Raw genomic sequence first — 25,863 nt, 5'->3', positions numbered from 1 at the left:
GCAATCCGTTTCGATCGCCGCAGACCTACCGCGTCACGTCTCGACGTTCAATTCCGGCTTTTCGCCCGCCCCGGACTTTCCCGAGAGGATTTTCTGATAGAACAGGCCGATGCCGATCAGCACCGCGCCGAGCCCGATGAAGGACAGCGCGCGCAAAATGCCTTCTAGATTGGCCATGTCGATCAGGAACACCTTGACCACCGCGATCAGCACCAGGCCGGCGGAGGCTAGGCGGATGCTCTTGGAATCGAACTTCGAGCCGACCGCCAGAAGCAGCACGCCGAGCAGCAGCCAGACCACCGAATAGGTATAGGTCTCCGACTGGAGGAAACCCTTCCAGTCCGCGATGCCCTCGCCGTGCCAGTAGCGGCGCACCGACAGCGTGACCCAGGCGAAGACCAGCGCGACGCTGGAGAGCGCGAGCAGGATGACATAGGGCATCGGCCGGCGGCCGCGCGCATACCAGGCCAGGCCGCCATAGGCGATACCGGGCAGCAGGTAGCCGACGAGCAGGAGATCGAGCACCGGCCATTTGCCGAGCAGTTCGCCGGTGAAATACGGGTTGAGGCCGATGAAATGGGCGCTCAGCACGGAAAGCACCGAGAGACCGCCGACGACCATCGAGCCGTAGCGGAAGACGGGGCTTGGCGATTTCAGGTCGAGCGACATCATGACGGCGGAGGCGCCGATGACGAGCAGCGTGTAGGTCGCCTGTTCGCCGAGCGTCGGCACAGAACTGTCGAGCACGCCGCCATTCATGCCATGGCGCACGAGGATCGCCGCCGTCAGAAGCAGGAAGAGGCTCGCAAGGGCCTGCAGGAGATTGCGGATGCGCTCGCCCGGCCAGTGGCGCAGTTCGAAGGCCGAGAGCGCGAGAAGTGCGGCGGGAATGCCGTAGCCGGCGAGAAGCTGGTTGAAGACGGGGGTCTTCGAGAGGTTCGCGGCACCGACGATCGTCGGTTCCCAGGCGATGCGGCCGGCGACGACGGCTGCGGCACCGGCCATCAGCCAGGGGAGCACCGGCCAGCGGCGCAGACGGGTGGCGAAGACGGCGACGGTGCCGAGCAGGATGATGCCGAGCGTGGTGACGAGGCCATCCGTCAGGGCCTGCAGCGCAAGAACGAGGAAGGCGAACCCGCCAGCGGACAGCGTCCATTGCGGGAGGAAGAGGCCCTCCTCCTCTCCTTTTGCGCGGGAAAAGCCTTCCGCTGCGGCAAAGAAGACGAGGCCGAGCAGCGCGGCGAGAAGGCCGTGTTTGGCGTCGAAGGAGAGGTTGCCGAAGTTGAAGAAGCTGATAGCGAGTATCGCGAAGGGCACTGTGGGCGCAAGCACACTCCAGAGGGCTGCGAACGCGGTGGAGCCTGCCATGCGCAGGCGTATCGCCACGAGGCCGACGGCGGCATAGGCAACCGCGAGGATCAGCAGCAGATTGACCGGAACCGAAGCGAGGACAGGCACGGGCAAGACGCTTTCCGCCATCGGCGGCGCCGGGATAACGCCCTCCACCGCTGGCAGCGCGAGACTGCCGAAACCATCGATCAGCCCTTGATCCGGCAGGCCGACCATCGTCGCCACGCCGACAAAGGCGGCGACAGCAGACAGGATCGCCGGATAAATTGCCCAGCTGCGCACCGCGCCGAGAATGGCGAGCGCAAGGACGACGATAACGAAGGCATAGTCGGCATGGGCAAGCGCCGGAACCGCACTGGCGAGCACCAGTGCCGAAAAGGTCATGGCCAACGCGCCGGTGAGCGAGACGGCAACAGCCGGCGGGGCGAGCAGACGATCCAGCGCATCGGCCGGCTTGGCATCGACGGGCTGTGGCAGGTCTTCGGCCGTGACATTGCCCGGCCAGATCACGCCATGCCCGACGGCAAGCACCAGCAGCGCGACAAGGGCCGGCACCACATCGAGGGTGCTTCCCTGCGAAAGATAGAGCACCGACCACAGCGCCATGCCGGCATTGGCGAGCGCCGGCACGACCTGCCAGCGGCGAATGCGCGAGGCGGTAAAGTTGGCAAGCCAGGCAACGGTGAGGAAGCCGAACAGGCCCCAGGCACTCGGCTCTTCCGTCGCGACCAGCGCCGGTGTGAGCATGGAGGCCAGGAGGCCCAGGCCGGCGAGCGCCTGCCCGTGCAGCAGCGACAGGCCGATGGTGGCGAAGGAGACGGCGGCGAGCAGCACGAAGGCCGTGACCGGGCCGAAATAGCTGTAGAATTCGTAAGAGACATAGGTGACGGCGAAGAGCGTGATGGCCCCGGCGGCCGTCAGCACGCCGGGGATCATGGCGTTCTGGAAGGCATTGGCGATCAGCGGCTGGGTGCGGCGGCGCACGAATTCGCCCGCGGCCATCAGGACCAGGCCGAAAGTGGCGGCCAGCGACAGGCGCACGGCGGGGCTGAGCAGACCGGCCTCGATGGAATATTTCACCATGAAGATGCCGCCGAGCGCCAGGGCAATGCCACCCACCCAGACGGCCCACCGTGCACCGATGCGGCTTTCGAAACTCTCTTTCGGCTTGGCCGGCGTGGCGGCCGGTGCGGGCACCGCCTCCTCCACCGTTTCGCTTGCGGCAACGGTCTCGGCCGGCACGGCAGGCGCCTCGCCACCGAAAATCGCGCGGCCTGCATCCGCCTCGCCGCTCTTTGCCGTCCAGGGGCTTGCGAAATCGGTCGGTGCCGCCTCCTCCTTCGCCTCTTCCCGTGCGGTTTCCAGCGTTTCGGAAACGGGTTCGGCTTCCGCGGCCGGCAGCGTGACGCCGCTCGCCTTCAGCGCCTCGATCTCGCCCTTCAGCCGCATCACCTCGGCGCCGATTTTCTGCGCACTGTTGCGCGAGGCGTTGAGGGTATAGAGCGCGAGGCCAATCGCGACCAAAGAGAGTATTTCGAGCATTGCGTCTCCAGCACGGCACAGTCCGGGCGGCGAGACTACCCGGTTTTATCCAAACGCCAAACGGGGTTACGTTTCAGCGCAGTAATCTCTTCGGGGTTATCGCATGAGATTTTCGATGGGGAAGATGGCGCAGGTTTCCGTACCGTGCGCCAGAAGCTTGCCGTTCTTGTCGCGCAGCCAGGCCTCCGAGGTCGCAATGGTGCGGCCGCGATGGACGATCTTTCCCTCGCAGAACACCTCGCCCATGCCGGGCAATACGGGGCGCACGAGGTTCAGTTTGAATTCGATGGTGGTATAGGCCTCGCCCGGCTTGATGACGGAGAAGACCGCGCAGCCGAGTGCTGAATCCATCACCGTCGCCGTCCAGCCGCCATGCACGGTGCCGAGCGGGTTGAGGTGATCGGCCGAGGGCATGCCAGAAAAGACGACGCGGCCATCCTCCACCTCCCGCATCGAGAAGGCGAGCGTCCGGCACATGGGCGGCGCGGGCAATTCGCCCGACAGCATCGCCTGCAGGACCTTCAGGCCGCCGTCACGCTGCACGACGTCGAGCGGCAGCGTGCCGATGCCGCCGACCGTGAGCCCCGGATAGATTTCCACCGTCATGCATGCGCCTCTTCGGGTTGATCGTTTTTGGGTCCGCCGAGCGCCTTCAGCGCCGCCTGCACGAAGCCCTCGCGGGCATTGGCGAGCTCCAGCCCGCGCGGTTCGCAGACATGGCGGTTGAGGAAAAAGGCCGTCAGCCGGAAGCCATCGGCAAGGGCCGCGGCATCGGCCGCATGCCGGCTTTCATCGCCAAGGAAGGCGGGCAAGGCCAGCATCTTGTCGGCCCAGGGCGCGCCCGCGGCACGGGACACGGCGCGGCCGGATTTCGGTGAGACGTAGCAAAGATCGTCCTTCGCGCCCGTCGCGACGCATTCGAGCAGATCGAGGCCGAAGCCGAGATCGTTCAGCACGGCGAGCTCGAAGCGGATGAACAGCTCGCCGGCATCCGCGGGCTCGTGCAAATGGCCGAGGATGACGGAGAGCGCTTCGTAGAGATGCGGATGCGGATCGCGTTCCGGCAGGAAGCGCAAGAGTGCGGCCATGGCCTGAACGCCATAGACGGCGGTCGCCGTTTCCATCAGCCGGCCGGCGCGCAGTTCGAGCGGCTCGACGCGAAACTCGCCGAGATGCTCGTCGAGCCGTGCCCGCCAGGTGACATCGACGGAGTTGCCCGGCTGGAGCACCGGCTGCATGGTCCGTGAACGGCCGCCACGCACCATGCCGAGATGGCGCCCGCGCTCGCGCGTCATCACCTCGACGATCACGGATGTCTCGCCGTGGCGCCGCACGCCCAGAACGATGGCCTCGTCACTCCATTGCATGCAGGAAGCCTTACGCCGTCCGCCGGTTCGCCGCAAGCGGGGGCACCCTGCCCTACGCGTCGGAACGACGCGTGGCGCATTGGCCACACCTAAGCCCTTGCCACAGTTTCGCTTTTTTCTTGCCCTGCCCGTGCCGGCTTTGCCCTCGAAGAACCGGCCAAAGGCCGCAAAGGCCAGATGTGACATTCGAAATGACAGGTGCCGTCTTGATGTGTGTGTTCCGCCCGCTTGCCCTTCTTGCCCTTGCCGCCACGTTGGCCGGCTGCGCCACCACCACGATGGAGGTGAAGAGGAAGGGGCCGGATCCCATGCATGTCGCCATGTACGGGCCGCATCCCGACGAGCGCTTCCCGCTGCCGGCGATGGATATCAGCCGGGTCAATCCGAAATATTTCCGCCAGCAGGTCGCCTATCAGACGATGGAGCCGGCCGGCACCATCGTTATCGATACGCAGAACCGCTTCCTCTATCTCGTGCAGGACGGCGGCATGGCGATGCGCTATGGCATCGGCGTCGGCAAGGCGGGATTGGAATTCGAGGGCGCGGCGCGCATCGGCCGCAAGGCGGAATGGCCGCGCTGGACGCCGACGCCGAACATGATCGCGCGTGAGCCGGAGCGAAATCTGAAATGGGCCGGCGGCATGGAACCGGGCCTGACCAACCCGCTCGGCCCGCGTGCGCTCTATCTCTACAAGGACGGCAAGGACACGCTCTTCCGCATCCACGGCACATCCGAGCCGTGGTCGATCGGCAAGGCCGTATCGAGCGGCTGCGTCCGGCTGTTCAACCAGGATATCATCGATCTCTACAGCCGCGTGCCGGCCGGCAGCCGCGTCGTCGTGCTGCAGCACCAGACGCCGGCCAGCGACGCGACGCCGATGGCCGCCGCCAACGGCCTCGTGCCGCCAGCCGCGATTTAAGGATCACCAGGCGTCGGGCTCGCGCACCATGTGCACGATATTGGCCGGGTTCATGATCCAGCCACCCCGGAAGCCCGCGCCCAAATCCTCGACGGCGTCGCAGCGCACGGCGCCGCTCTTCTCCAGATGGCTTAGCGCATTCGCGTGGTCAGGCGTGAAAAGCTCGAGCCAGACTTCGGCCTGGCTGTAATTCGGCGCCTCGTCGATCCACAGCCGGTTAGGGCCGAGTTCAAAGCCGATGGCAGGCGCTTTTGCCTCGAAGGGTTTCAAGCCGACGACATCGCGATAGAAGGCGATGGTTGCCGCATATTGATGCGACGGCACTTTCATGGCGATGTTGATGCCGCCTTTGATCTGCACGCTCATCGCGGCCTCCTCATGTGAAATCCTGCTGCTCGGCGGTAACGACGCCCTTGAGTTCGCTGGGGTAATAGCCGTCGCGCAGGTTGATGCCGTATTCGACATAAGCCTTCATGCAGGCCAACATCTGCGACCAGCCCTCGCAATTCATGTAGGAGGATTTCTGGCCGCGGTCGTTTTCGCGCCAGCCGGTCTCGGCGATGGTCACCATCGTTCCGCCGTCGTCGAGCGGCTTGAAGCGCATCTCGACGCGTGTCTTGTAGGCTTCTTCCCCCTCGTCGACCATCGCATCCCAGCGGAAGACGATCAGCGTGTTTTCCTCCACCTTGTCGACGATGACCGGCGCCATGCCCCACCAGGTCACGGTGGTACCCTCGACAAGCGGCGCGCTCGCGCCGCCGATCGTCGTGAAATAACCGCTCAGCTTCTTCGGATTGATCACCGCGTCGAAGACTTCGGCGACCGGCTTGCCAATCCGCCCATTCACACGAAATTCCAGCGTCATGCCGTCCTCCTTGGGGCGCACGGCCCTCCTCTGCCTTGTACCCGGCCAAAATATGTTATAAAAATATAACATGTCAAGCGAATCGACAGAGGACGCCGTTTTCAAGGCGCTCGCCAATGGAAAGCGGCGGCAGATGCTGGATGCGATCAAGCATGCACCGCTGACCACGGGCGCGCTGTGCGAGAGGTTTCCGGAAATGGATCGCTGTACGGTGATGCAGCATCTGAAGGTGCTGGAAGAAGCGGACCTGATCATTCCCCGCAAGGAGGGGCGCGAGCGCTGGAACCACCTCAACGCGCTGCCCATCCAGGCCATCCACGACCGTTGGATCAGCCAATATGCCGGCCACGCGATGAGCGTGCTTTCGGCGCTGAAGGGTGAACTGGAGAGCTGAGGCGCCGCCCTTGCGGCAGCGCCTCGTAGAGTCTGTCAGGTCCATACTGAACCACACAGACTCTAGCTTTTTTTGTTTTCGTTTGTCTTTTCGGGAAAACCGGTTCCCACTTTTCCCTGGCAAGCTCTAAGATCAGACAGCGGCGGCGATGCGGCCGATTTCGGCGATGAGGGCATTGCGCTCGTCGCCGGAAATGCCGGGCATTTCCACGAAGGCGGTAACGACGATGGCGCCGCGGTTCGGCGACCAGGCGACGGCCACGTCATTGGCATTGCCGGCCTTGTCGCCATTCGTGCCGGTCTTGTCGCCGGTCATCCAGTCGGCCGGGAAGCCGGCGCGCAGCCGCGTATCGCCCGTTTTGTTCATGACGAGCCAGGCGGCAAGCTGGGCCTTGGAGCGCGGCGAAAGCACATCCGTGAAGAGCAGCTTGCGCAGCGTCTCCGTCATCGCGACCGGGGTGGTCGTGTCGCGCTCGTCGTCAGGCGCTTCATGGTAGTTGAGCGCCGGCTCGCTGCGATCGAGGCGGGTGACCTTATCGCCGAAACCGCGCAGGAAGGCCGTGACTGCCTTGGGCCCGCCCGACGCGCCGAGCAGCAGATTGGCGGCTGCGTTGTCGCTGAGCGTGATCGTCGCCTCGCAGAGTTCGGCAATCGTGATGCCCTTGCCGCCGACCCGCTTTTCGACGACCGGCGCCCATTCGACGAGATCCGATTTCTTGACCACGATGCGCCGGTCCAGCGCCTCCTCCTTGCGATCGACGCGGGCGAGGATATGCCCGGCCAGCAAGGCCTTGAAGGTGCTGCACATCAGGAAACGCTCGTCGGCGCGGTGGCTGAGCCGGGCGTTCGTTGCGAGATTATGTATGGCAACGCCGATGCGGCCCTTATGGCGCGCTTCCAGTTCGGCAAGCTGCTCCTGCGGCGTGCCGCCGGAGGCTGCCCCTGCCACGCCGGCCAGGACCGACACAGCGGGTATCGCAAGGAGAGCGCCGGCAATCGCCTGCCGGCGTGAAATCGTCATTGTCATCGTCAATTTTCCTGTCTTTCAGGCAACGAGCGCCTTGCGCCCGGCCCGCTTTGAGCCCGCCCATGGCGCGACTATGCGCAAGAGGGCGGGTCAAAACAAACGACGATTTCTGCCGGCAGCCATTAGAAAAACTGGGGCTTATTTCTTTTTTAGCGCCTCGGCGAAGGCCGCACCGAAGGCACCCTGCGATGGTGCCTGCTGCTTGGGTGCCGCCTGGCTGAACTTCGGCTTCATGGGGGCATTTCGGTCGTTGCGCGGGCCGTTGTCGCGTGCAGCAGGCGCACCACCATCCTTGCGCATGGTGAGGCCGATGCGTTTGCGCGGCACATCGACTTCCGTCACCCGCACCTTCACCACATCGCCGGCCTTCACCACCTCATGCGGGTCCTTGATGAAACGGTCGGCCAGCTGCGAGACATGCACGAGACCATCCTGATGCACGCCGATATCGACGAAGGCACCGAAGGCGGCGACGTTCGTGACGGTGCCTTCCAGCAACATCCCCACCTTCAGATCCTTGATGTCGTCGATACCATCGGCGAAGGTCGCGGTCTTGAATTCCGGGCGCGGGTCGCGGCCGGGCTTTTCCAGTTCGGCGAGGATGTCCTTGACGGTCGGCAGGCCGAAGCGCTCGTCGACGAACACCTTCGGATCAAGCTGCTTCAGCGCGGCGCTGTCACCCATAAGGCTGCGCACATCGCGGCCGCAGGCGGCGACGATCTTTTTCGCCACACCATAGGCTTCTGGATGCACCGAGGAGGCGTCGAGCGGTTCCTTGCCGTTCGGGATGCGCAGAAAGCCGGCGCATTGCTCGAAGGTGCGCGCGCCGAGGCGGGAGACCTTCATCAGCTCCTTGCGGCTTTCGAAGGGACCATTGGCATCGCGATGCGCAACGATCGCTTCCGCCGAGGACTTACCAAGGCCGGAGACGCGGGCAAGCAGCGGCGCCGACGCCGTGTTGAGATCCACACCCACCGCGTTCACCGCGTCTTCCACGACGGCATCGAGCGAGCGGGAGAGTTTGCCTTGGTCGACATCGTGCTGATACTGGCCGACGCCGATCGATTTCGGCTCGATCTTCACCAGTTCGGCCAACGGATCCTGCAGGCGGCGCGCAATCGAGACGGCGCCGCGCAGGGAAACATCCAGATTCGGAAATTCGGCGGCCGCCGTTTCCGAGGCCGAATAGACCGAGGCGCCGGCCTCCGAGACGATGACCTTGGTGGGCTTTGCGCCCGGCAGCTGCGCCAGCATGTCGGCGACCAGCTTTTCCGTCTCGCGGCTGCCCGTGCCGTTACCGATGGAGATCAGCTCGACCTTGTGTTTGCGGATGAGCGAGGCGAGCTCGGCCTGCGTGCCGCGCACGTCGTTTTTCGGCGGGAACGGATAGACCGTCGTCGTTTCGAGCAGCTTGCCGGTATTGTCGACGACCGCCACCTTGACGCCGGTGCGAATGCCCGGATCGAGGCCCATCGTGGCGCGCGTACCGGCGGGGGCTGCGAGCAGCAGATCCTTAAGATTGCGGGCGAAAACGCGGATCGCCTCCTCTTCCGAACGCTCGCGCATCTCGCGCATCAGGTCGAGCGACAGCGACATGGAGAGCTTCACGCGCCACGTCCAGCCGATGACCTCGGCCAGCCACTTGTCGCCCGGCTTCACGCCGACCGCATAGAAAGAGGCGATGATGCGCTCGACAGGCTTGACCGGCTCGGTACTGTCCTGGTCGACGACGATATCGACCGACAGGAATTCCTCGTTCCAGCCGCGCAGCATGGCGAGCGCCCGGTGGCCGGGAACGGTCGCCCAGCGTTCGGTGTGGTCGAAATAGTCGGAAAACTTCGCGCCAGCCTCCTGCTTGCCTTCGACCACGCGCGAGCGCAGAAAGGCATTGTCTTTCATATAGCCGCGCAGGCGCTTCAGGAGATCGGCATTTTCCGTCAGCTGCTCGGCGACGATGTCGCGCGCGCCTTCCAGCGCCGTCTTCACATCTGGCACCTCGGCCGACAGGAATTTTTCAGCGAGTTCCGCCGGCACCAGCGCGCGGTCGGCAAGGATCTGCTCGGCAAGCGGGCCAAGGCCACGCTCGCGGGCAATCTCCGCCTTGGTCCGGCGCTTCGGCTTGTAGGGCAGGTAGATATCTTCGAGCTCAGCCTTCGTCATGACGGAGGCGATTTTGCCGGCAAGGTCATCCGTCAGCTTGCCCTGGCCCGCGATGGATTCGAGAATGGAGGCGCGGCGGGCTTCCAGTTCGCGCAGATAGGTCAGACGCTCGGAGAGCGTACGCAGCTGCGTATCGTCGAGACCGCCGGTTACCTCCTTGCGGTAGCGCGCGATGAAGGGCACGGTGGCGCCCTCGTCCAAGAGCCCGACAGCGGCGGAGACCTGCGCGGCGCTCGCCTTGATCTCGGATGCGATCAGGTTTGCGATCTTCTGCGGTGTCGGGGCCATGGCGAACTCCTCTGGCTGGCATTCTGGAAGGCAGGTGCCTTGCGGGCGGCGACCATAGTGCGCGGCCGTAAACAGGCCAATCGCGCGGCGAGCGGGCCGTCGCCACGTCCACAACATATATCACGCCCTTCCCGGCTGCGCAGAAGCGCATCAGGGTTGAATGGACAATAACAGGAGCTTACCGGTTGTAACGCTTCATAAAGTCTTGCCGCCTATCTTGCCCCCATAGGGGAAACGGGGCCTTCGGCATGCGCGGCGCACTCTTTGCAGCAGTCTTACTGACGGCCTTCGCCGCGGCTGCCCCCGTGAGCGCGACCACGCTCAACCTGCTCATATGGGAATCCTATATCGACGAGCAGATCCTCAAGGATTTCTCCGCCGAGACGGGTGTCGAAGTCCGCCAGACCTTCTACGACAGCGGCGACGCGCGCGACGAAATCCTCGCCGACCCCAACAGCAATATCGACGTGGTGCTCACCAATGAGAACGGCGCGCGGCTCTATGGCAATCGCGGCGTCATCGTGACCATCGACGCTACGAATGTGCCGTCGCTGAAGGACTATGCCGACAGCTGGACGAAACGCTGCGGCGGCTTCGGCGTGCCCTATTTCTGGGGCACAATGGGCATCCTCTACCGCTCGGACAAAATCACCACGCCGCCCACTTCCTGGGCGGACATCATGAAGCCCGCCGAGAGCCTGCGCGGCCACATCGCGATGTATGACGACCATGCCGAGGCCTTCGTCGCACCCCTGGCGCTGCTCGGCAAGTCGGTCAATGCCAATGACAACGACACGCTGAAGGCGGCCTATGAGCTGATGAAGGCGCAGCTGCCCTATGTGCTCACCTACGACTATGTCATCACCTCCATCCAGAGCGCCGACAAGGGGCCGAACATCTGGATGGCGCTCGGCTACAGCGGCGACCAGTACACGCTGAACGACAAGGTTTCCGCGCCCGGTCTCTGGCGCTATGTCGTGCCGAAGGAGGGCACGCTCTCCTGGCTCGACTGCGTTTCCATAACCGCGCGCTCGCAGAACAAGGATTTCGCGCTCAAGCTGGTCGATTATATCAGCAACGCCACGAACGGCGCCCGCAACGCCGTCAAACTCAACATGCCGACCGCCAGCACCGCCGCTTTGGCGCTGCTGCCGGAAGACATGCGCTCCAATCCCGAAATCTATGCCGCACCGGAAATCCTGGCCAAAAGCCAATTTCAGGAGGAACTGACCGTGCAATCGGTGCAGGCCCGCCGCCGCATCATCAGCAGTCTGGCTAAGATCAGTGACGCTCGGTAAACGCGCCCTCTCCCTCATTTTCCCCGTCATTCTGGCTGGCTACGTTCTTGCCGCCTCGCTGATCTATTACGTGCAGAGCGCCTCGGTCATCGGGCTGGAGCGCGCGCGCCTGTGGCAGCAGATGGGCCTGCTGACCGCCGTCTTCCAGAACGAGGTGACTCAGAACCGCAGCCTGATCTACTCGCTCGTCGAGGGCGGCGCCGTGCGTCTCTTCGTCAACGAGCCCGACGCCGCCTATCGCTCGAACGCGCTCGGCGTGCGCTTGCAGCAGAGCATCACCTCGCTCTCCGAAGACGGCAAGAAATTCATCTCCGTCGCCATCATCCGCCCGCCGCTGACGGTCGATTACTATTATGAAAACAGCGACGACCCCTTTGCCGAGATCACGCGCCAGCAGGTCGAGCATGCCCGCCAGGTGATCGCGAGCCCGCGGCTGTCCTCCTGGAGCTACCTCAATGTCGAGGGCATCGAGCCGCTGATCGTGCATTCGGAATTCATCGATCCGCTGACCTTCAACCGCCCCGTCGCCAGCGCAAAGAACGGCGCGATCCTCGTGCAGACGGCCGTCAGGCCAAAGCTCTTCCTCGACATGAAGCGCGCGCTGGAGAAGGAATACGGCGCCGAGATCGAAATCGGCCAGCACCAGCTTCTGGCCCAGGGCGCGCTTTCGGCCACCGCGACGCTCAGCCCCTCGCTCTTCGCACGCCTGACGCCTGACCCTACATTCCTCGATGAACGGCTCTGGACGCTGAAGTCGCTGCTGGCGCTCGGCGCCATCGCGCTCAGCCTGTGCACCATCGTGCTCGTGCTCGGCCTTGTGCGCCGCTACATCACCAATCCCATCGCCCGCCTCGACCGACAGCTCACCGACGTCATGACCGGCAGCCGCAGCGCATTGCCGGACATGAACGAGGCCGGCGAGATCGGCCGCCTCTCGGCCAACGTCAAGCGCCTGCACGACCATTCGATGCAATCCTTCGATCTCGTGCGCAACGCCTCTTGGACGGACACACTGACGGGCATTTCCAACCGCGAATATTTCAACATCCGTTCCACCCAGATCCTCGAAGAGGCAGAAGCCGAGGATATCGGCTGCACCCTGCTCTTCATCGACGTCGACAACTTCAAGTTCGTCAACGACAAACACGGCCACAAAATCGGCGACGAGCTTCTGAAGGTTCTCGCCGCCCGAATTTCGGCGATCGTCGCGCGCGCCGTCACGGAACGCGGCTTGCCGGATGGTCTGTTCGCGCGGCTTTCCGGCGACGAATTCGCCATCATGCTGCGCTGCCAGCCGGGCAGCGGCACGATTACCGAGACGTCGAACCAGATCCTGGCGCTGTTCGGCGAAGGGTTCGAGGTGCTGGACAAGGCCTATCCCGTCACCGCCAGCATCGGCATCGCCGTCTATCCTGAGGACGCCCGCACCCTGCCCGAACTCATCGCCAATGCGGATGCCGCCATGTACCAGGCGAAGTCCCAGGGCAAGAACGGCTCGGCGCGCTATTCCCGTTCGTTGCACGAGAAGCGCAACCGCCAGCGCCGCATCGAGGAAGAGCTGCGGGTGCTCGATCCTGACCGCGAATTCCACCTCGTCTACATGCCGATCGTCGACGGTCACGGCAAGGTGATGGGCTGCGAGGCGTTGCTGCGCTGGAATTCGCCGGTTCTCGGCCGCGTCACGCCCGACGAATTCATCCCGATCGCCGAGACGACCGGCCTGTTCAGCAAGATTGACTGGTGGGTGATCGACAGGGCGATGGCCGAATACGGCCAGATCAAGAAGCTGTTCGGCGCCGAAACGATCCTCTGCATCAACATCTCCTCGGCCGAGCTCTATACCAAGTCGATCAGCGATCATTTCTGCGATTGCGCGGACCGGCATGGCGTCGATCCGCGTCTCATCGAGATCGAGCTGACCGAGACCTTCGCCGTCAAGCTCGGCGAGCAGTCGCGCCGCAATATCGAGATCCTGCGCAGCCGCGGCTTCCGCATCTCTATCGACGATTTCGGAGCGGGCTATACGTCGGTGCAGCAGATCATCGAATATCCCGCCGAGACCATCAAGCTCGACCGCGAACTGGTTGAAAGCCTCACCCGTTCGGCTGCCTTGCCGACGCTGCGCGCCCTCGTGGCCCTCTGCCATGCGCAGGATATGTCGGTGATCGCAGAAGGTGTCGATACGACGGAGAAGATGGGCCTGCTCGCCGCCGCCGGTTGCGACCTCTACCAGGGCTATCTCATCTGCAAACCGCAGCCACTCGAAGACCTTGGCATCTGGGCAATGCAGCGGCTGGTGGAAAAGGCGCGCGATGCGGCGCAAAGCCCGGAGCGTCGGGCGCGGGCGTAAAGCAGATGGGGCTGCGTTGCAGCCCCACTCTCAAAATCAAGACGTCGGGAAATCCAGCCCCATTTCGCGGAAGCGGGCCGGGTCGTCGCCCCAGTTTTCGCGCACCTTCACGAAGAGGAAGAGGTGCACGGTCTGCTCGAGGATTTCCGACAGCTCCTTGCGGGACGCCGTGGAGATCGCCTTGATCGCGTCGCCGTTCTTGCCGAGTGCGATCTTCTTCTGGCTGTCGCGTTCGACATAGATGACCTGTTCGATGCGCACCGAACCGTCCTTGCGCTCCTCCCACTTCTCCGTCTCGACATGCGAGGAATAGGGAAGCTCCTGATGCAGGCGCAGGAACAGTTTTTCGCGCGTGATTTCGGCCGCGAGCTGGCGCATCGGCAGGTCGGAAATCTGGTCCTCCGGATAGTACCAGGGGCCTTCCGGCAGCGCGGCGGCGAGGTAATCCATCACGTCTTCGCAGCCCGAGCCGTTCAGCGCCGAGATCATGAAGGTGCGCTCGAACTTGACCACCTCGTTGACGGCAGCCGTCAGCTTCAGGAGGTCCTCCGGCTTGACGCGGTCGACCTTATTCAAGACGAGGATCTTCGGCTGGTGGACTTCCTTCAGCCCTTCCAGGATCGTCTCGGCATCTCCCTTCAGGCCGCGCTCGCTGTCGATCAGGAACATGATGAAGTCGGCATCCTTGGCGCCACCCCAGGCGGTCGTGACCATGGCGCGGTCCAGCCTTCGGCGCGGCTTGAAGATGCCGGGCGTGTCCATGAAAACGATCTGGGCGTTGTTGTGGATGGCGATGCCGCGCACGATGGCGCGCGTCGTCTGCACCTTATGGCTGACGATCGACACCTTGGCGCCGACGAGGCGGTTGACCAGCGTCGATTTGCCGGCATTGGTCGCACCGATCAGCGCCACGAAGCCCGAGCGGGTCGGGCCTTCGACGGCAGCGCCAGTCTCGGCGGGGTTGTTCTGTTCTTCGGTCATGTTGTCCGTTTAATCCGCGCCCTGGCTCTTCGGCCAGACGCCCTCGCGTTCCAATATCTTCGTTGCGGCCGCCTGTTCGGCGGCCCGTTTCGAGCGGTCGATGCCGGTTTCCGGCTTCACGCCCCTGATTTCCACCGTCACGGTGAAGCGGGGATCGTGGTCCGGGCCGGAGCGCTCGTCCACCTTGTAGTTCGGCGTCAGGCCGAAACGGGCGTGCGCCCATTCCTGCAATTCGGTCTTGGCATCGCGCCGCGCGCCTTCCGCACGGGCCGCCCTGCCCTCCCAGTTGCGCAGGATGAAGCCGCGGGCGGCTTCCAACCCGCCGTCGAGATAGATCGCGGCGATCAGCGACTCTACCACATCGGCGCGCACATTCAGCATGGCTTTTCCGGTGAGCTTTTTCACATCCGCGCCGGTGCGGATGAAGCGGTGCAAGCCAAGGTCGTCGGAGACCGCCGCACAGCTTTCCGCACTGACCAGCTGGTTCAGGCGAACGGAAAGCTCGCCCTCCTTCGCATCGCGAAAGGTGCGGAACAGCATCTCGGCGACGCAGAGCCCGAGCACGCGGTCGCCGAGGAATTCAAGCCGTTCGTAATTGCTGCCTTTTCCCGGCCGAGCGCTCGCATGCGTGATCGCCCGGTCGAGACGGTCCTTGTCGGTGAAGGCGTAGCCGATCAGCTCCTCGAGAGCCTTGCGGTTGACGTCGTTCAGCGGAATGGCGCCCTTCATTCAACGACCTTGAACAGGCGATCCCAGCGCAGATTCGTCGGCCACTTCCAGATTTCGCTGAAGGACGTGTCATGGCCGAGCGAGAAGAAGATCAGGCTGGCGCGGCCGATCAGGTTTTCCGCCGGCACGAAACCGACGTCGAAGCGGCTGTCGGCCGAGTTGTCGCGGTTGTCGCCCATCATGAAATAGTGGCCTTCGGGCACGATGAACTCGCGCGTGTTGTCGCCGACCGTGCCAGGGCGCGTGTCGAGCGTGTCGTAGGTCACGCCGTTGTCGAGCGTCTCACGGAACACCGGAACGTCTTCGCCGGTGTCGTACTGGTCATCGGCGCGGAAGAAGCCGTTGTGCTCGCGCGGCACAGCGACACCATTGACGTAAAGCTCGCTGTCCTTGACCTGGATGCGGTCACCCGGCAGGCCGACGAGGCGCTTGATGTAGTCGATATCGGGGTTCGGCGGGAAGCGGAAGACGACGATGTCGCCGCGCTTCGGCTCGCTTGCGAAGATGCGGCCGGAGAACAGATTCGGCGAGAACGGCAGCGAATATTTCGAATAGCCGTAGGAGAACTTGTTGACGAAGAGGTAGTCGCCGACCAGCAGCGTCGGCATCATGGAGCCGGAAGGGATCGTGAAGGGCTGGAAGAGCACGGTTCGGATCACCACGGCGAGCAGCAGCGCCTGGATGATGACCTTGACGTTTTCCCACAGGCCGCCTTCGGCCTTTTCTGTCTTCTCTGCCACGCCGGACTTTTCCTTATTTGCGAACATTTGGCCCTCTATAGAGGAAAGGTTGTCTGTTGGAAATCGCGTCGGTCAAAAAGACGCGGAATACCGGCTATCCGGGCGTTACCGGCGGCAGCGCCTCGATGATCACGAAGGCCTGGGCCAGCGGAAAGTCGTCGGTGATGGTAATGTGGATGCGTGCCTCGTGGCCTGCGGGAAGCATCTGCTTCAGCCGTTCCAGCGCCCCGCCCGTCAGCTTCATCGTCGGCTTGCCGCCCGGCAGATTGACGACGCCCATGTCCTTCCAGAACACGCCCTGCGCCAGACCCGTGCCAAGCGCCTTGGAACAGGCCTCCTTGGCGGCGAAGCGCTTGGCGTAGGATGCCGCACGGTTCTTGCGCCCGTCGGATTTCGCCCGTTCGACCTCGGTGAAGCAGCGCTCCGTAAAGCGCTCGCCGAACCGCTCCAGCGACTTCTCCACCCGGCGGATGTCGATGAGGTCGCTGCCGATACCGATGATCATAGGGTCGTTTCTCCGGGGGAAAGTGGTGTTGTGCGGGTCGGGGAAAGGCCGGCGCGGTCCAGAAGGCGTGCGTGACGCCGCGCCTTGAAGGCGCGCACGGCAAAGCGTGTCACGCCATAGGCGATGGCGGCGGTTACAAGGCCGAGAAGGCCGGCGCCTGCGAGCATTGGCTTCAAGACCGGCTGCCAGAGTTCGGAAAGCTGCAGATGCTCCAGCCGATGGAAGAGTTCAGCCGCCGTCACCGCTTCGCTGGAGGTAATACCGAGAAGGGCCTCGCCGACACGGAAGGTCGCGAGGGCGATCAGCGGAATGGTGAGCGGATTGGCGATGGTCGTGGCAAGCGCTGCGGCCAGCAGATTGCCGGCTACAAGATAGGCGAGCGCCATGCCAAAGATGATATGGAATCCGATGAGCGGCGTGAAAGCCGAAAACGTACCGGCCGCAACCCCTGCGGCCACCGCGTGCGGTGACGCGGAGAGACGCAGGATTCGCTTGGCAAGATAACGCGCCGGACGCGTCAACCCTTTGCGCGGCCAGAAGAATTCGCGCAACCGGTCAGCCATCGAGGCCTTTTTTCGGCGTCTGAACAACATGCCCAAGACATAGCCGATCCGTTAATGGCATTTCAATGGCGCCAAGGGGGCGCTGACGGGCGGCCATCACGGCGCCGCGGACGGCCGTGGCGCACCCTGTGCGCCACTCGATCTCAAGAGTTAGAAAGACTTGCGGAACAGGCCGCGGTCGATCTGACGCTGGCGATATTCCAGGTCGATCCGGTCGATCGCACCGTTGAGATAGGCGATTTCGCGCTCTTCGGAGTTCGGTACACGCAGGGCGCGGGCGAAGTTCTTGATCTGCTTCAACATGGTAAACCTCTTTCGGTTACCTCCCGATGCAGAAGATAGGATGAGACACCCAAAGGCACCAGCGACACTATTCCAATACAGCCATGCGTAAAGCGCATAACGACTGGTCAAATCTTGGGCAAACCTGCCTCATTCAAGGCAGGATGCCATATTTTTGCATGGGAACCGTCATGTGAACACACGACTGATCGTCGAAACGCACTGGAGCTCCTTGAGCTGGCCCATCAGCTGATTCAGCTGGCGCAGATCCCAGACCTCGAGATCAATGTGCACTTCGGTGAAGTCCGTCGCCACCCGCGTCATCGACATGGAGCGGATATTGACGTCGCTGGTTGCGATCGTCTGGGTGACTTCGGCAAGCGTGCCCGGCTCGTTCAGCGCGTTGATCATGATGCGCGCCATAAAACGGGTGTTGTTGGCCTCATCCAGATCCCAGCGCACGTCGATCCAGCGTTCGGGCTCGTCGTCGAACTTCTGCAGCGCCGGCGACTGGATCGGATAGATCGTGATGCCCTTGTCCTTTTCCATGATCCCGACAATGCGATCGCCAGGCACGGCGCCGCCGGCGGAGAAATGCACCTCGGCGTTGCCGGAGAGGCCGCGGATCGGCAGGGCTTCGGGACCGGTTTCCGTCTCTGCGCCTTCCAGCGCGGATTTCGCCTTGCCGGGCAGCTTGAAGACCATGCCGGCGGCGCTGCGCATATTGAACCAGCCCTCCTCCGTGTTGGGCTTCACCGTCACGCGCTCGTCCTGATAATCCGGGAAGACGGCGCGCAGCACGTCGAGCGAGGACAGCTCACCGCGGCCGACGGACGCGATGGCGTCCTCGACATCCTTCTGGCCGAGCCGGTGCAGCACCGGCTTCAGACCGTCCCGCGAGAAGGATTTTCCAGCACGATCGAACGTGCGCTCCAGAATGCGATAGCCGAGCCCGGCATATTGTTTTCGCACGGCGGCGCGGGTGGCGCGGCGAATGGCGGCGCGCGCCTTGCCGGTGACGACGATCTCTTCCCAGGCAGGCGGCGGCACCTGAATGCCGGAGCGGATGATTTCCACCTCGTCGCCGTTGGAGAGCCGTGTGACGAGCGGCATGATACGGCCGTTGATCTTGGCGCCGACGCAGGTATCGCCGACATTGGTGTGCACCGCATAGGCGAAATCAATGGGGGTAGCGCCGCGCGGCAGCGTGATCAGCTGGCCCTTCGGCGTGAAAGTGAAGACTTGGTCCTGGAACAGTTCCAGCTTGGTATGCTCAAGAAACTCTTCCGGATTGTCGCCCTCGGCCAGCGACTCGATCGTCCGGCGCAGCATGGCATAGGCATTGGAGCGCGGCGACGTCGTGCGCTCGTCGCCGTTCACCACTTCCTTGTCCTTGTAGAGCGAATGCGCCGCGATACCGTATTCGGCGATCTCGTGCATGCGCTTGGTGCGGATCTGCAGCTCGATGCGCTGGCGTGAGGGGCCAACGATCGTGGTGTGGATCGACTGGTAGTCGTTCTGCTTCGGTGTCGAGATATAGTCCTTGAAGCGGCCTGGCACGACGCGCCAGCGCGTGTGCACGATGCCAAGCGCGGCGTAACAGGCCGGAATATCGTCGACAAGGATGCGGAAGGCGTAGACGTCGGAGAGCTGCTCGAAGGACAGCGACTTCGACTGCATCTTACGGAAGACCGAATAGACCGTCTTTTGCCGGCCCTTGACGAGCGCGTCGTCGAGGCCGTTGACCACGAGCAATTCGCGCAGCTCGTCCTCGATCTTGCGGATCAGGCCTTCGTTGCGGCGAGAAAGCTCCTCCAGCTTCTTCGTGACGGTCTCGAAAGCTTCGGGATTGATATGGCGGAAGGAGAGGTTTTCCAGCTCCTCGCGCATGTCCTGCATGCCCATGCGGCCGGCGAGCGGCGCATAGATATCCATCGTCTCCTCGGAAATGCGGGCGCGCTTTTCCGGCGTCATATGGTCCAGCGTGCGCATATTGTGCAGCCGGTCGGCGAGCTTGACGAGCAGCACACGGACGTCATCGGAAATGGCAAGCAGCAGCTTGCGCAGGTTTTCCGCCTGCTTGGCCTTCTTGGAAACCAGATCGAGCTTCTTGATCTTGGTGAGACCTTCGACCAGCGCGCCGATATCCTCGCCGAACAGTTCGTCGATCTCGCCGCGCGTCGCGCTGGTGTCCTCGATCGTATCGTGCAGCAGGGCGACCGCGATCGTCGATTCGTCGAGGCGCATGTCGGTCAGGATGGCGGCGACTTCGAGGGGATGGGAGATATAGGGGTCGCCGCTCGCCCGCTTCTGCTGCCCATGCTTTTGCATCGCATAGACATAGGCCCTGTTCAGCAGGGCCTCGTTGACGTCGGGCTTGTACTTCTGAACCCGTTCGACGAGTTCATATTGGCGCATCATTCTCGATCGGCTCCCTCCCCGCGCGGCGGGGCAAAAAAAAGTGCGCCCCGACCATAAGAGGGGCGCACCGGCATTCGCAATATCAAAGGTTTCGGTAAGTTACCGAAATCAGTAATCGTCGCTCTTTTCCGGCGGTACGAGACCTTCGATACCGGCCAGCAGTTCCTCTTCCGACATGCGGTCGAAGGTGATGGTTTCCGGCTGGTCCTCGTCCTCGTCGACGGCTGCCGTCGTGGATGCCGTGTCGGCAACGAGGCTTGCCGGATCGGGCTCGGGCTCATCCACTTCGACATGCTTCTGCAGCGAGTGGATCAGGTCTTCCTTGAGGTCGTCGGGCGACAGTGTTTCGTCGGCGATTTCACGCAGAGCAACGACGGGGTTCTTGTCGTTGTCGCGGTCGATGGTGATGGCGGCCCCCTGCGAGATGAGGCGGGCGCGATGGCTTGCAAGCAGAACCAGCTCGAAGCGGTTGTCTACCTTGTCAATGCAATCTTCAACGGTGACACGGGCCATTGCCTGTCCTTTGTGATCGAGAATTTCAGGAGTTTGCATGCCCGATACAGGCAACGCAGGAAAAATTCAAGTTTTTCCTTCTTTATCCGCCCGCTCGCGTGTCATAAGCCTGCCCATGTAATTTCCGGTTGAGCCCTGACGTTACGTCAGGATGAAAGTCTAAATATCCGACAAATGAGATAAGGCGCGGGAACTGTTCTCCAATTCCGAGGCCGTTGAATTTGCGGAAACGTTGCCGGCGACAAAAATCGTATCCGCAACCTAGGTTTGCTTGGAAAGCGTCTTCGGCTGCCCTAAATGAAGATTATATGAAAAAGAGATAATTCAACCGGCCAGTGCATCCGAAAGGGCCGGAACATGTTCAAAACTAACCTGTTTAACTCAACTTCTACTTAAAAGGATTTCCCGACATGTTCGACCCCCGCGAGAAAATCGCCCTCTTCATCGACGGTGCAAATCTCTATGCGGCTTCCAGAACACTCGGCTTCGACATCGACTACAGGAAGCTTCTGAAGGCCTTTCAGAAACGCGGCTACCTGCTGCGCGCCTATTACTACACCGCCCTCATCGAAGACCAGGAGTATTCCTCGATCCGCCCGCTGATCGACTGGCTCGACTATAACGGCTACAAGGTCGTCACCAAACCCGCCAAGGAATTCACCGACTCGCTCGGCCGCCGCAAGATCAAGGGCAATATGGACATCGAGCTTGCGATCGATGCCATGGAGCAGTCCGAGACGGTCGACCATCTCGTCATCTTCTCCGGCGACGGCGATTTCACCACGCTCGTCGAGGCTTTGCAGCGCCGGGGCCGCAAGGTTTCCGTAGTATCCACCATGCAGACCCAGCCGCCGATGATCGCCGACGACCTGCGCCGTCAGGCCGACTATTTCATCGATCTCGGCACGCTGAAGGCCGAAATCGGCCGCGACCCGTCCGAGCGCCCGCAGCGCAATGTCGAGCCGGCGGCAGACAACGTCGCCGAGTAAACCCTCTTTCGCCGTCGTCCTTAACGTCCCGCTCCGGGACGTTAATGCGTTCAGGGCAGTGCCCGCGATTTTTGTGAGATTTCGCGAGACGGCAAGCCTGAAATTCCAGGCGTCTCCATGTTCCGTTAAACATTGATTCAAATGCGCCTGCGGACCATCAATGTTCCGCAAGACTCTCCTGATATCCCCATTGCCGTACAGTCATTTCGCATTGGGACATCTTACAACATGGTGGACGCAGTCTCGCTTTCGGGCAACAGCTACCGGGCCGTATCGAACGCGCTCGAAATGCGTGCGGCGACGCCTGCGGTAGAAAACCGTCCCGCTGTTTCCGCCCTTGCCGCGCTCACCGTGCCGCAGCCCGTCACGCAGGTCTCGACACCGTCGGAGACCGCCGAGGATATCGGCGACCTAAGCTTCCTCTACGCGCCGAACGGCCAGCCGGGTATTTCCAACGTCCCCGTCTATGCGGTGCCGTCCGCCCAGGCGACAGGCGAAGCGCGCATTTCCGCAGAGCGCAGTCCGACGGCGCGTCTGGCGATCGAGAGCACGGATCTCAACGCCCTGCTCTCGTCCTTCCTCGCTCCGCGCACGCCGAGCGCCAACCCGGCTCCCTCGCCGGACGTGCCGACCGAGACGAACGGTGCGGAGCTTGCCCGCGCCGCGCAACAGTCGGTCATCGCGCAGCTTTACGCGCAGTTCTGAATTTCATCTTGAAATCGGGATACGCGCCGGCCTGATCGCCGGCGCTTGAGAAACAGCGTCAGCCGCGATCGCGCAGCAGGCGGCCCTTCTGGCGGTTCCAGTCGCGTTCCTTCTCGGTCTCGCGCTTGTCGTGCAGCTTCTTGCCCTTGGCGAGCGCGAGTTCGAGCTTGGCCCGGCCGACATCGTTGAAATAGACCTTCAACGGCACCAGCGTCATGCCCTCGCGATTGATCGCAACGCGGAGGCGATGGATCTCGCGCTTGGAGAGCAGCAGTTTGCGGCGGCGGCGGGTCTCGTGATTGAAGCGATTCGCCTGCAGATATTCCGGCAGGTAGGAATTGATCAGCCAGATCTCGCCGCCCTCGTCCGAGGCGTAGGATTCCGCAATGTTGGCCTTGCCTTCACGCAGCGATTTGACCTCCGTGCCGGTCAGAACCAGACCGGCCTCGTAGGTGTCTATGATCTCGTAGTTGAAGCGGGCCTTGCGGTTTTCCGCTACAATCTTCTTGACCGTCGCTGGGCGTGCTTTTGTTGCCATATCAGTTCAGCAGACCGGCATGGCGCAGCGCCGCATCGATGGCAGCCTCCGTGGCGGGCTCCAGAGTGGGCAGAAGCGGCGAACGCACGAAGCGGTTCATGCCGCGGGTGCGGTTCAGCGCATATTTCGCGCCGCAAAGGCCGGGCTCCAGGAAGATCGCCTTGTGCAGCGGCATCAGCTTGTCCTGGTATTCCAGTGCTTTGGCGTAATCACCCGCCAACGTCGCTTCCTGGAATTCGGCGCAAAGGCGCGGCGCGACATTGGCCGTGACCGAGATGCAGCCGACGCCGCCATGGGCGTTGAAGCCGAGCGCGGTTGCGTCCTCGCCCGAAAGCTGGACGAAATCCTTGCCGCAGGTGATGCGCTGTTCGGACACGCGCTCGATCTTGCCCGTCGCATCCTTGACGCCCATGATCGAGGGATGCGCCTTGTGCAGCGCGCCCATCGTTTCCGGCGTCATGTCGACGACGGAACGGCCGGGAATGTTGTAGATGACGATCGGCAGCTTCACGGCGCCGGCAATCGCGGCATAGTGCGCGAACAGGCCCTTCTGCGTCGGCTTGTTGTAATAGGGCGTCACTACCAAAACCGCGTCCGCACCAGCCTTTTCGGCATGCAGTGCGAGATCGATCGCTTCCTTGGTATTGTTCGATCCCGCACCTGCGATGACCGGAACGCGACCCTTCACGATCTTGATGCAGAGTTCCACCACCCGTTTGTGCTCGTCATGGGACAGCGTCGGCGACTCGCCGGTGGTGCCCACCGGAACGAGACCGTGGCTGCCCTCACCGATCTGCCATTCGACATGAGCCGCGAACGCGTCTTCATCGACGGCGCCGGCATCGGTAAAGGGGGTGACGAGAGCGGGAAGGGATCCCTTGAACATCCAGAACTCCTGAGGCCAAAGCCGCCCTTGGGCTTACATGCTTTGGCCGTATTCCGTGGTTAAAAACGCTGGCACAATAGTCGGGTGACGGTCATGCGGCAAGCGCCGCGACGGGCGTTTTTCATGCACAAACAAGGCGGAATTGGCTCTGGGACACGAATATTCGTTTCACCTGATCCGTCGCCTTCGATGAAATTGCCTTCACGGCTTAGTGAGATGAGCGGTTAAGGTTTCGTTAAGGCAACAAAGGGTTAATGAGTGTTCACAAACAGGCGGAAAATCACGCACCGACGCGTCGCCTGCCACGGCATCCGGGATGTAGCATGATCTCGACAAACAGTTTCGCTCTTTGCGCCTTGCTGCTTGCCGGTATAGCCGGGCTTGCGCTGCGCTCATCGCCCGTCGAGGCCGACAGTACCGCCGACATCAAACCGCTTGGCTTTGCCGCCGAGATGCCCTCGAAGGAGGTCATCACCAGTGCCATTCCGCGCGCCGACAGCGTGCCGGCGGTGAGCCCCGAATTGCGCGAAGGGCTCGACGCCCTCTCCAATCGCGATGCCGCGGCGGCAATTGCCGCGCGCAACCGCCTGCCCTCCTCCAGCCTCGACCGCCATATCCTGACCTGGGCGATCGCCGTTTCCGGCCAGCGCGGCGTGCCCTCCTGGGAGATCGCCAAGGCTCAGCGCGAACTGAAAGGCTGGCCGGGTCTGACGGTGCTGCGCGCCAATTCCGAAAAGGCGATGGCGCGGGAAAACCCGGCGACGGCAGATGTGCTCGCCGCCTTCGGCACCACCACGCCGGAGACGGCGGAGGGCGCCATCGTGCTGTCGCGTGCGCTCGTCGCAACGGGCGACACACCGCGGGCGACGAACATCCTGCGCTCGTTCTGGCAGAAGGACACGCTTTCCAAGGATATCGAGGATACGATTCTTGCCGAATTCGGCGCGCTGCTCAGTGTCGAGGACCACAAGTCACGCATGGAGATGTTGCTGTACCGCGACCGCGCCGACCAGGCGCAGCGTTTCGGCGATCTCGGCAAGGCGCAGTCGCTCTACCGCGCCTGGGCGGCAGTCATCCGCAAGAACAAGAATGCCGGCGATCTGATCAAGGCCGTGGATGCCAGCTGGCAGAAGGACCCGGCCTATACGTTCCTGCGCATCCGCAACCTGCGCGGCAAGCAGGACTATCGCGCGGCGGCGAAACTCTTTGTCGCCATGCCGGAGGATCCCGCCCGTCTCATCAATCCCGGTGCCTGGTGGAACGAACAGCGCATCGTCAGCCGGGGCCTTGCCGATCTCGGCGATTATCGCGATGCCTATAATGTCGCGGCCCGGCACGGAGCGGACGATCCGACCGATATCGTCGAGGCGGAATTTCATGCCGGCTGGTATGCCCTGCGCGATCTCGGCGACGCAAAGACGGCCGCCGGTCATTTCCAGCGCATCCTGCAGACCTCCGACCGGCCGCTTTCGGTCTCCCGCGCCTGGTACTGGCTCGGCCGGGCCGCAGAAAAAGGCGGGCCGGGTGATGCCAAGGACTATTTCGCCAAGGCGGCGAATTTTCCCGGCACCTTCTACGGCCAGCTTGCCGGCGCGCGGCTCGGACGCAAGACGCTGAACGTCACCTATCCCACGCCGACAGCGGAAGAGCGCGCGAGTTTCAACCAGCGCGAGGCCGTGCAGGCCATCGCCCGCCTCCAGGCCGCCGGCCATGGTTGGCGCGGCGATAGTCTTTATCGCGCCCTAGCCGGCGAATTGATGAGCCCCGGCGAGCTTGCGCTGCTGGCAGCGCAGGCGGAAAAGGGCGGCAATCACCAGCTTTCTCTGCAGATCGGCAAGATCGCCTTCGGTCGCGGCATCGATGTCGCGGCGCTTGCCTTCCCCATCGGCGTCATTCCCGACGGCGCCAACATTTCCGGCTCTGGCAAGGCGCTCGCCTATGCGATCGCGCGCCAGGAAAGCGCCTTCAACCCGGCCGCCATCTCGCCTGCCAATGCGCAGGGCCTGCTGCAGCTGATGCCGGGCACCGCACAGGGCGTCGCCAAGCGCTACGGCCTTGCCTATTCCAAGGAGCGGCTGACGACAGACGCCGCCTATAATGCCACGCTTGGCGCGCACTATCTTGGCGAGCAGATCAGCGATTTCGGCGGCTCCTACGTGCTGACCTTCATCGCCTACAATGCCGGCCCGCGCCGCGTGCCGCAATGGATCAAGCGTTATGGCGATCCGCGCGGCAAGCCGGTCGACGAGGTGGTCGACTGGATCGAGCGCATTCCCTTCTCCGAAACCCGCGGCTATGTGCAGCGCGTGATGGAGAACTACCAGGTATACAAGACCCGCCTCGGCCAGGCCGCCGATATCGAGCACGATCTCAGCGTCGGGCGCTGAGGCCACATTTCAGGATGACTTGCCGGCAGAATTGGCGATGATGGCTTCCCTTTGACAGGCAAGG

General features: G+C 63.0%; 24 protein-coding genes. 7 read left to right on the top strand and 17 right to left on the bottom strand.

Annotated elements, in window-relative coordinates; all coding sequences use genetic code 11:
- Nucleotides 1-33: 33 nt before the first annotated feature.
- From D0Y60_RS09965 to recO, 3 genes are all read right to left on the bottom strand, one after another.
- A complete protein-coding gene (locus tag D0Y60_RS09965) occupies nucleotides 34-2,892 on the bottom strand; it encodes a DUF2339 domain-containing protein (protein ID WP_117369299.1) in 2,859 nt (952 codons plus the stop codon).
- Between the two features lie 96 nt (nucleotides 2,893-2,988).
- On the bottom strand, nucleotides 2,989-3,498 hold the full coding sequence (locus D0Y60_RS09960) for a PaaI family thioesterase (protein WP_117369297.1): 510 nt from the start codon (nucleotides 3,496-3,498) through the stop codon (nucleotides 2,989-2,991).
- On the bottom strand, nucleotides 3,495-4,259 hold the full coding sequence (gene recO / locus D0Y60_RS09955; RefSeq protein WP_117369295.1) for a DNA repair protein RecO: 765 nt from the start codon (nucleotides 4,257-4,259) through the stop codon (nucleotides 3,495-3,497). The genes D0Y60_RS09960 and recO overlap by 4 nt, the downstream gene beginning before the upstream one ends.
- 209 nt (nucleotides 4,260-4,468) lie before the next feature.
- Here recO and D0Y60_RS09950 point away from each other — a divergent pair, with 209 nt between their 5' ends.
- Nucleotides 4,469-5,179 carry a L,D-transpeptidase gene (locus tag D0Y60_RS09950; protein WP_199564141.1) on the top strand — a complete coding sequence of 237 codons (711 nt, stop codon included), beginning with the start codon at nucleotides 4,469-4,471 and terminating at the stop codon, nucleotides 5,177-5,179.
- A gap of 3 nt (nucleotides 5,180-5,182) precedes the next feature.
- Here the strand turns inward: D0Y60_RS09950 and D0Y60_RS09945 are convergent, their stop codons facing one another.
- Entirely contained in the window at nucleotides 5,183-5,545 is a 363-nt protein-coding gene (locus tag D0Y60_RS09945; protein ID WP_117369293.1) for a hypothetical protein, read from the bottom strand.
- A 10-nt stretch (nucleotides 5,546-5,555) separates the two neighbouring features.
- A complete protein-coding gene (locus D0Y60_RS09940) occupies nucleotides 5,556-6,044 on the bottom strand; it encodes an SRPBCC domain-containing protein (protein ID WP_117369291.1) in 489 nt (162 codons plus the stop codon).
- Nucleotides 6,045-6,114: 70 nt separating this feature from the next.
- On the opposite strand from D0Y60_RS09940, the gene D0Y60_RS09935 reads away from it, so the two are divergent.
- The gene (locus tag D0Y60_RS09935) at nucleotides 6,115-6,438 is read left to right on the top strand and encodes a metalloregulator ArsR/SmtB family transcription factor (protein ID WP_117369289.1); all 324 of its coding nucleotides are present in this window, start codon (nucleotides 6,115-6,117) and stop codon (nucleotides 6,436-6,438) included.
- 132 nt (nucleotides 6,439-6,570) lie between these two features.
- On the opposite strand, the gene bla is transcribed toward D0Y60_RS09935, so the two are convergent.
- Entirely contained in the window at nucleotides 6,571-7,464 is an 894-nt protein-coding gene (gene bla / locus D0Y60_RS09930; RefSeq protein ID WP_117369287.1) for a BKC/GPC family carbapenem-hydrolyzing class A beta-lactamase, read from the bottom strand.
- A 138-nt stretch (nucleotides 7,465-7,602) separates the two neighbouring features.
- Nucleotides 7,603-9,912 carry a Tex family protein gene (locus D0Y60_RS09925; RefSeq protein WP_117369285.1) on the bottom strand — a complete coding sequence of 770 codons (2,310 nt, stop codon included), beginning with the start codon at nucleotides 9,910-9,912 and terminating at the stop codon, nucleotides 7,603-7,605.
- 248 nt (nucleotides 9,913-10,160) lie between these two features.
- On the opposite strand from D0Y60_RS09925, the gene D0Y60_RS09920 reads away from it, so the two are divergent.
- On the top strand, nucleotides 10,161-11,210 hold the full coding sequence (locus D0Y60_RS09920) for a spermidine/putrescine ABC transporter substrate-binding protein (protein WP_117369283.1): 1,050 nt from the start codon (nucleotides 10,161-10,163) through the stop codon (nucleotides 11,208-11,210).
- Nucleotides 11,197-13,560 carry a bifunctional diguanylate cyclase/phosphodiesterase gene (locus D0Y60_RS09915; RefSeq protein ID WP_117369281.1) on the top strand — a complete coding sequence of 788 codons (2,364 nt, stop codon included), beginning with the start codon at nucleotides 11,197-11,199 and terminating at the stop codon, nucleotides 13,558-13,560. The genes D0Y60_RS09920 and D0Y60_RS09915 overlap by 14 nt, the downstream gene beginning before the upstream one ends.
- Nucleotides 13,561-13,596: 36 nt before the next feature.
- Here the strand turns inward: D0Y60_RS09915 and era are convergent, their stop codons facing one another.
- The 8 genes from era to rpoZ form a co-directional block, all read right to left on the bottom strand.
- Entirely contained in the window at nucleotides 13,597-14,541 is a 945-nt protein-coding gene (era, locus tag D0Y60_RS09910) for a GTPase Era (RefSeq protein ID WP_117369279.1), read from the bottom strand.
- A 9-nt stretch (nucleotides 14,542-14,550) separates the two neighbouring features.
- Nucleotides 14,551-15,270: a ribonuclease III gene (gene rnc, locus D0Y60_RS09905; protein ID WP_117369277.1), complete on the bottom strand. Its 720-nt coding sequence runs from the start codon at nucleotides 15,268-15,270 to the stop codon at nucleotides 14,551-14,553.
- A complete protein-coding gene (gene lepB, locus D0Y60_RS09900; RefSeq protein ID WP_199564140.1) occupies nucleotides 15,267-16,037 on the bottom strand; it encodes a signal peptidase I in 771 nt (256 codons plus the stop codon). Before lepB ends, rnc begins: the two co-directional genes overlap by 4 nt.
- A gap of 67 nt (nucleotides 16,038-16,104) precedes the next feature.
- Nucleotides 16,105-16,515 (bottom strand): holo-ACP synthase, encoded by a 411-nt coding sequence (gene acpS, locus D0Y60_RS09895; RefSeq protein ID WP_117369275.1) that lies wholly within the window; start codon nucleotides 16,513-16,515, stop codon nucleotides 16,105-16,107.
- Nucleotides 16,512-17,078 (bottom strand): DUF2062 domain-containing protein, encoded by a 567-nt coding sequence (locus D0Y60_RS09890; protein WP_348627855.1) that lies wholly within the window; start codon nucleotides 17,076-17,078, stop codon nucleotides 16,512-16,514. Before D0Y60_RS09890 ends, acpS begins: the two co-directional genes overlap by 4 nt.
- A gap of 150 nt (nucleotides 17,079-17,228) precedes the next feature.
- Complete coding sequence (locus tag D0Y60_RS09885) at nucleotides 17,229-17,381, bottom strand: DUF3563 family protein (RefSeq protein WP_117369271.1); 153 nt, start codon at nucleotides 17,379-17,381, stop codon at nucleotides 17,229-17,231.
- Between the two features lie 168 nt (nucleotides 17,382-17,549).
- Complete coding sequence (locus tag D0Y60_RS09880; RefSeq protein WP_117369269.1) at nucleotides 17,550-19,781, bottom strand: bifunctional (p)ppGpp synthetase/guanosine-3',5'-bis(diphosphate) 3'-pyrophosphohydrolase; 2,232 nt, start codon at nucleotides 19,779-19,781, stop codon at nucleotides 17,550-17,552.
- Nucleotides 19,782-19,889: 108 nt separating this feature from the next.
- On the bottom strand, nucleotides 19,890-20,294 hold the full coding sequence (gene rpoZ, locus D0Y60_RS09875) for a DNA-directed RNA polymerase subunit omega (RefSeq protein ID WP_117369267.1): 405 nt from the start codon (nucleotides 20,292-20,294) through the stop codon (nucleotides 19,890-19,892).
- A gap of 410 nt (nucleotides 20,295-20,704) precedes the next feature.
- Between rpoZ and D0Y60_RS09870 the strand changes: the two genes are divergently transcribed.
- Nucleotides 20,705-21,283: an NYN domain-containing protein gene (locus D0Y60_RS09870; RefSeq protein ID WP_117369265.1), complete on the top strand. Its 579-nt coding sequence runs from the start codon at nucleotides 20,705-20,707 to the stop codon at nucleotides 21,281-21,283.
- 228 nt (nucleotides 21,284-21,511) lie between these two features.
- The gene (locus D0Y60_RS09865; protein ID WP_117369263.1) at nucleotides 21,512-21,988 is read left to right on the top strand and encodes a hypothetical protein; all 477 of its coding nucleotides are present in this window, start codon (nucleotides 21,512-21,514) and stop codon (nucleotides 21,986-21,988) included.
- A gap of 58 nt (nucleotides 21,989-22,046) precedes the next feature.
- Here D0Y60_RS09865 and smpB read toward each other — a convergent pair whose 3' ends face one another.
- Nucleotides 22,047-22,526, bottom strand: coding sequence for an SsrA-binding protein SmpB (gene smpB / locus D0Y60_RS09860; protein WP_117369261.1), 480 nt, complete (start codon nucleotides 22,524-22,526; stop codon nucleotides 22,047-22,049).
- A 1-nt stretch (nucleotide 22,527) separates the two neighbouring features.
- On the bottom strand, nucleotides 22,528-23,412 hold the full coding sequence (gene dapA, locus D0Y60_RS09855; protein WP_117369259.1) for a 4-hydroxy-tetrahydrodipicolinate synthase: 885 nt from the start codon (nucleotides 23,410-23,412) through the stop codon (nucleotides 22,528-22,530).
- A gap of 323 nt (nucleotides 23,413-23,735) precedes the next feature.
- Here dapA and D0Y60_RS09850 point away from each other — a divergent pair, with 323 nt between their 5' ends.
- Nucleotides 23,736-25,799, top strand: coding sequence for a lytic transglycosylase domain-containing protein (locus D0Y60_RS09850; RefSeq protein WP_117369257.1), 2,064 nt, complete (start codon nucleotides 23,736-23,738; stop codon nucleotides 25,797-25,799).
- Nucleotides 25,800-25,863 lie beyond the last annotated feature (64 nt).

Source organism: Shinella sp. WSJ-2 (genome assembly GCF_003432075.1).
Lineage (GTDB): Bacteria > Pseudomonadota > Alphaproteobacteria > Rhizobiales > Rhizobiaceae > Shinella.
The sequence above is the reverse complement of the archived record's forward strand: the minus strand, read 5'-3'. Positions and strand labels throughout refer to the sequence as shown.

Coding starts and splice junctions, on each gene's coding strand:
- D0Y60_RS09965 (WP_117369299.1), bottom strand. CDS start 2,892: ATGCTCGAAATACTCTCTTTGGTCGCGATTGGCCTCGCGCTCTATACC.
- D0Y60_RS09960 (WP_117369297.1), bottom strand. CDS start 3,498: ATGACGGTGGAAATCTATCCGGGGCTCACGGTCGGCGGCATCGGCACG.
- recO (WP_117369295.1), bottom strand. CDS start 4,259: ATGCAATGGAGTGACGAGGCCATCGTTCTGGGCGTGCGGCGCCACGGC.
- D0Y60_RS09950 (WP_199564141.1), top strand. CDS start 4,469: ATGTGTGTGTTCCGCCCGCTTGCCCTTCTTGCCCTTGCCGCCACGTTG.
- D0Y60_RS09945 (WP_117369293.1), bottom strand. CDS start 5,545: ATGAGCGTGCAGATCAAAGGCGGCATCAACATCGCCATGAAAGTGCCG.
- D0Y60_RS09940 (WP_117369291.1), bottom strand. CDS start 6,044: ATGACGCTGGAATTTCGTGTGAATGGGCGGATTGGCAAGCCGGTCGCC.
- D0Y60_RS09935 (WP_117369289.1), top strand. CDS start 6,115: ATGTCAAGCGAATCGACAGAGGACGCCGTTTTCAAGGCGCTCGCCAAT.
- bla (WP_117369287.1), bottom strand. CDS start 7,464: ATGACAATGACGATTTCACGCCGGCAGGCGATTGCCGGCGCTCTCCTT.
- D0Y60_RS09925 (WP_117369285.1), bottom strand. CDS start 9,912: ATGGCCCCGACACCGCAGAAGATCGCAAACCTGATCGCATCCGAGATC.
- D0Y60_RS09920 (WP_117369283.1), top strand. CDS start 10,161: ATGCGCGGCGCACTCTTTGCAGCAGTCTTACTGACGGCCTTCGCCGCG.
- era (WP_117369279.1), bottom strand. CDS start 14,541: ATGACCGAAGAACAGAACAACCCCGCCGAGACTGGCGCTGCCGTCGAA.
- rnc (WP_117369277.1), bottom strand. CDS start 15,270: ATGAAGGGCGCCATTCCGCTGAACGACGTCAACCGCAAGGCTCTCGAG.
- lepB (WP_199564140.1), bottom strand. CDS start 16,037: ATGTTCGCAAATAAGGAAAAGTCCGGCGTGGCAGAGAAGACAGAAAAG.
- acpS (WP_117369275.1), bottom strand. CDS start 16,515: ATGATCATCGGTATCGGCAGCGACCTCATCGACATCCGCCGGGTGGAG.
- D0Y60_RS09890 (WP_348627855.1), bottom strand. CDS start 17,078: ATGGCTGACCGGTTGCGCGAATTCTTCTGGCCGCGCAAAGGGTTGACG.
- D0Y60_RS09885 (WP_117369271.1), bottom strand. CDS start 17,381: ATGTTGAAGCAGATCAAGAACTTCGCCCGCGCCCTGCGTGTACCGAAC.
- D0Y60_RS09880 (WP_117369269.1), bottom strand. CDS start 19,781: ATGATGCGCCAATATGAACTCGTCGAACGGGTTCAGAAGTACAAGCCC.
- rpoZ (WP_117369267.1), bottom strand. CDS start 20,294: ATGGCCCGTGTCACCGTTGAAGATTGCATTGACAAGGTAGACAACCGC.
- D0Y60_RS09870 (WP_117369265.1), top strand. CDS start 20,705: ATGTTCGACCCCCGCGAGAAAATCGCCCTCTTCATCGACGGTGCAAAT.
- D0Y60_RS09865 (WP_117369263.1), top strand. CDS start 21,512: ATGGTGGACGCAGTCTCGCTTTCGGGCAACAGCTACCGGGCCGTATCG.
- smpB (WP_117369261.1), bottom strand. CDS start 22,526: ATGGCAACAAAAGCACGCCCAGCGACGGTCAAGAAGATTGTAGCGGAA.
- dapA (WP_117369259.1), bottom strand. CDS start 23,412: ATGTTCAAGGGATCCCTTCCCGCTCTCGTCACCCCCTTTACCGATGCC.
- D0Y60_RS09850 (WP_117369257.1), top strand. CDS start 23,736: ATGATCTCGACAAACAGTTTCGCTCTTTGCGCCTTGCTGCTTGCCGGT.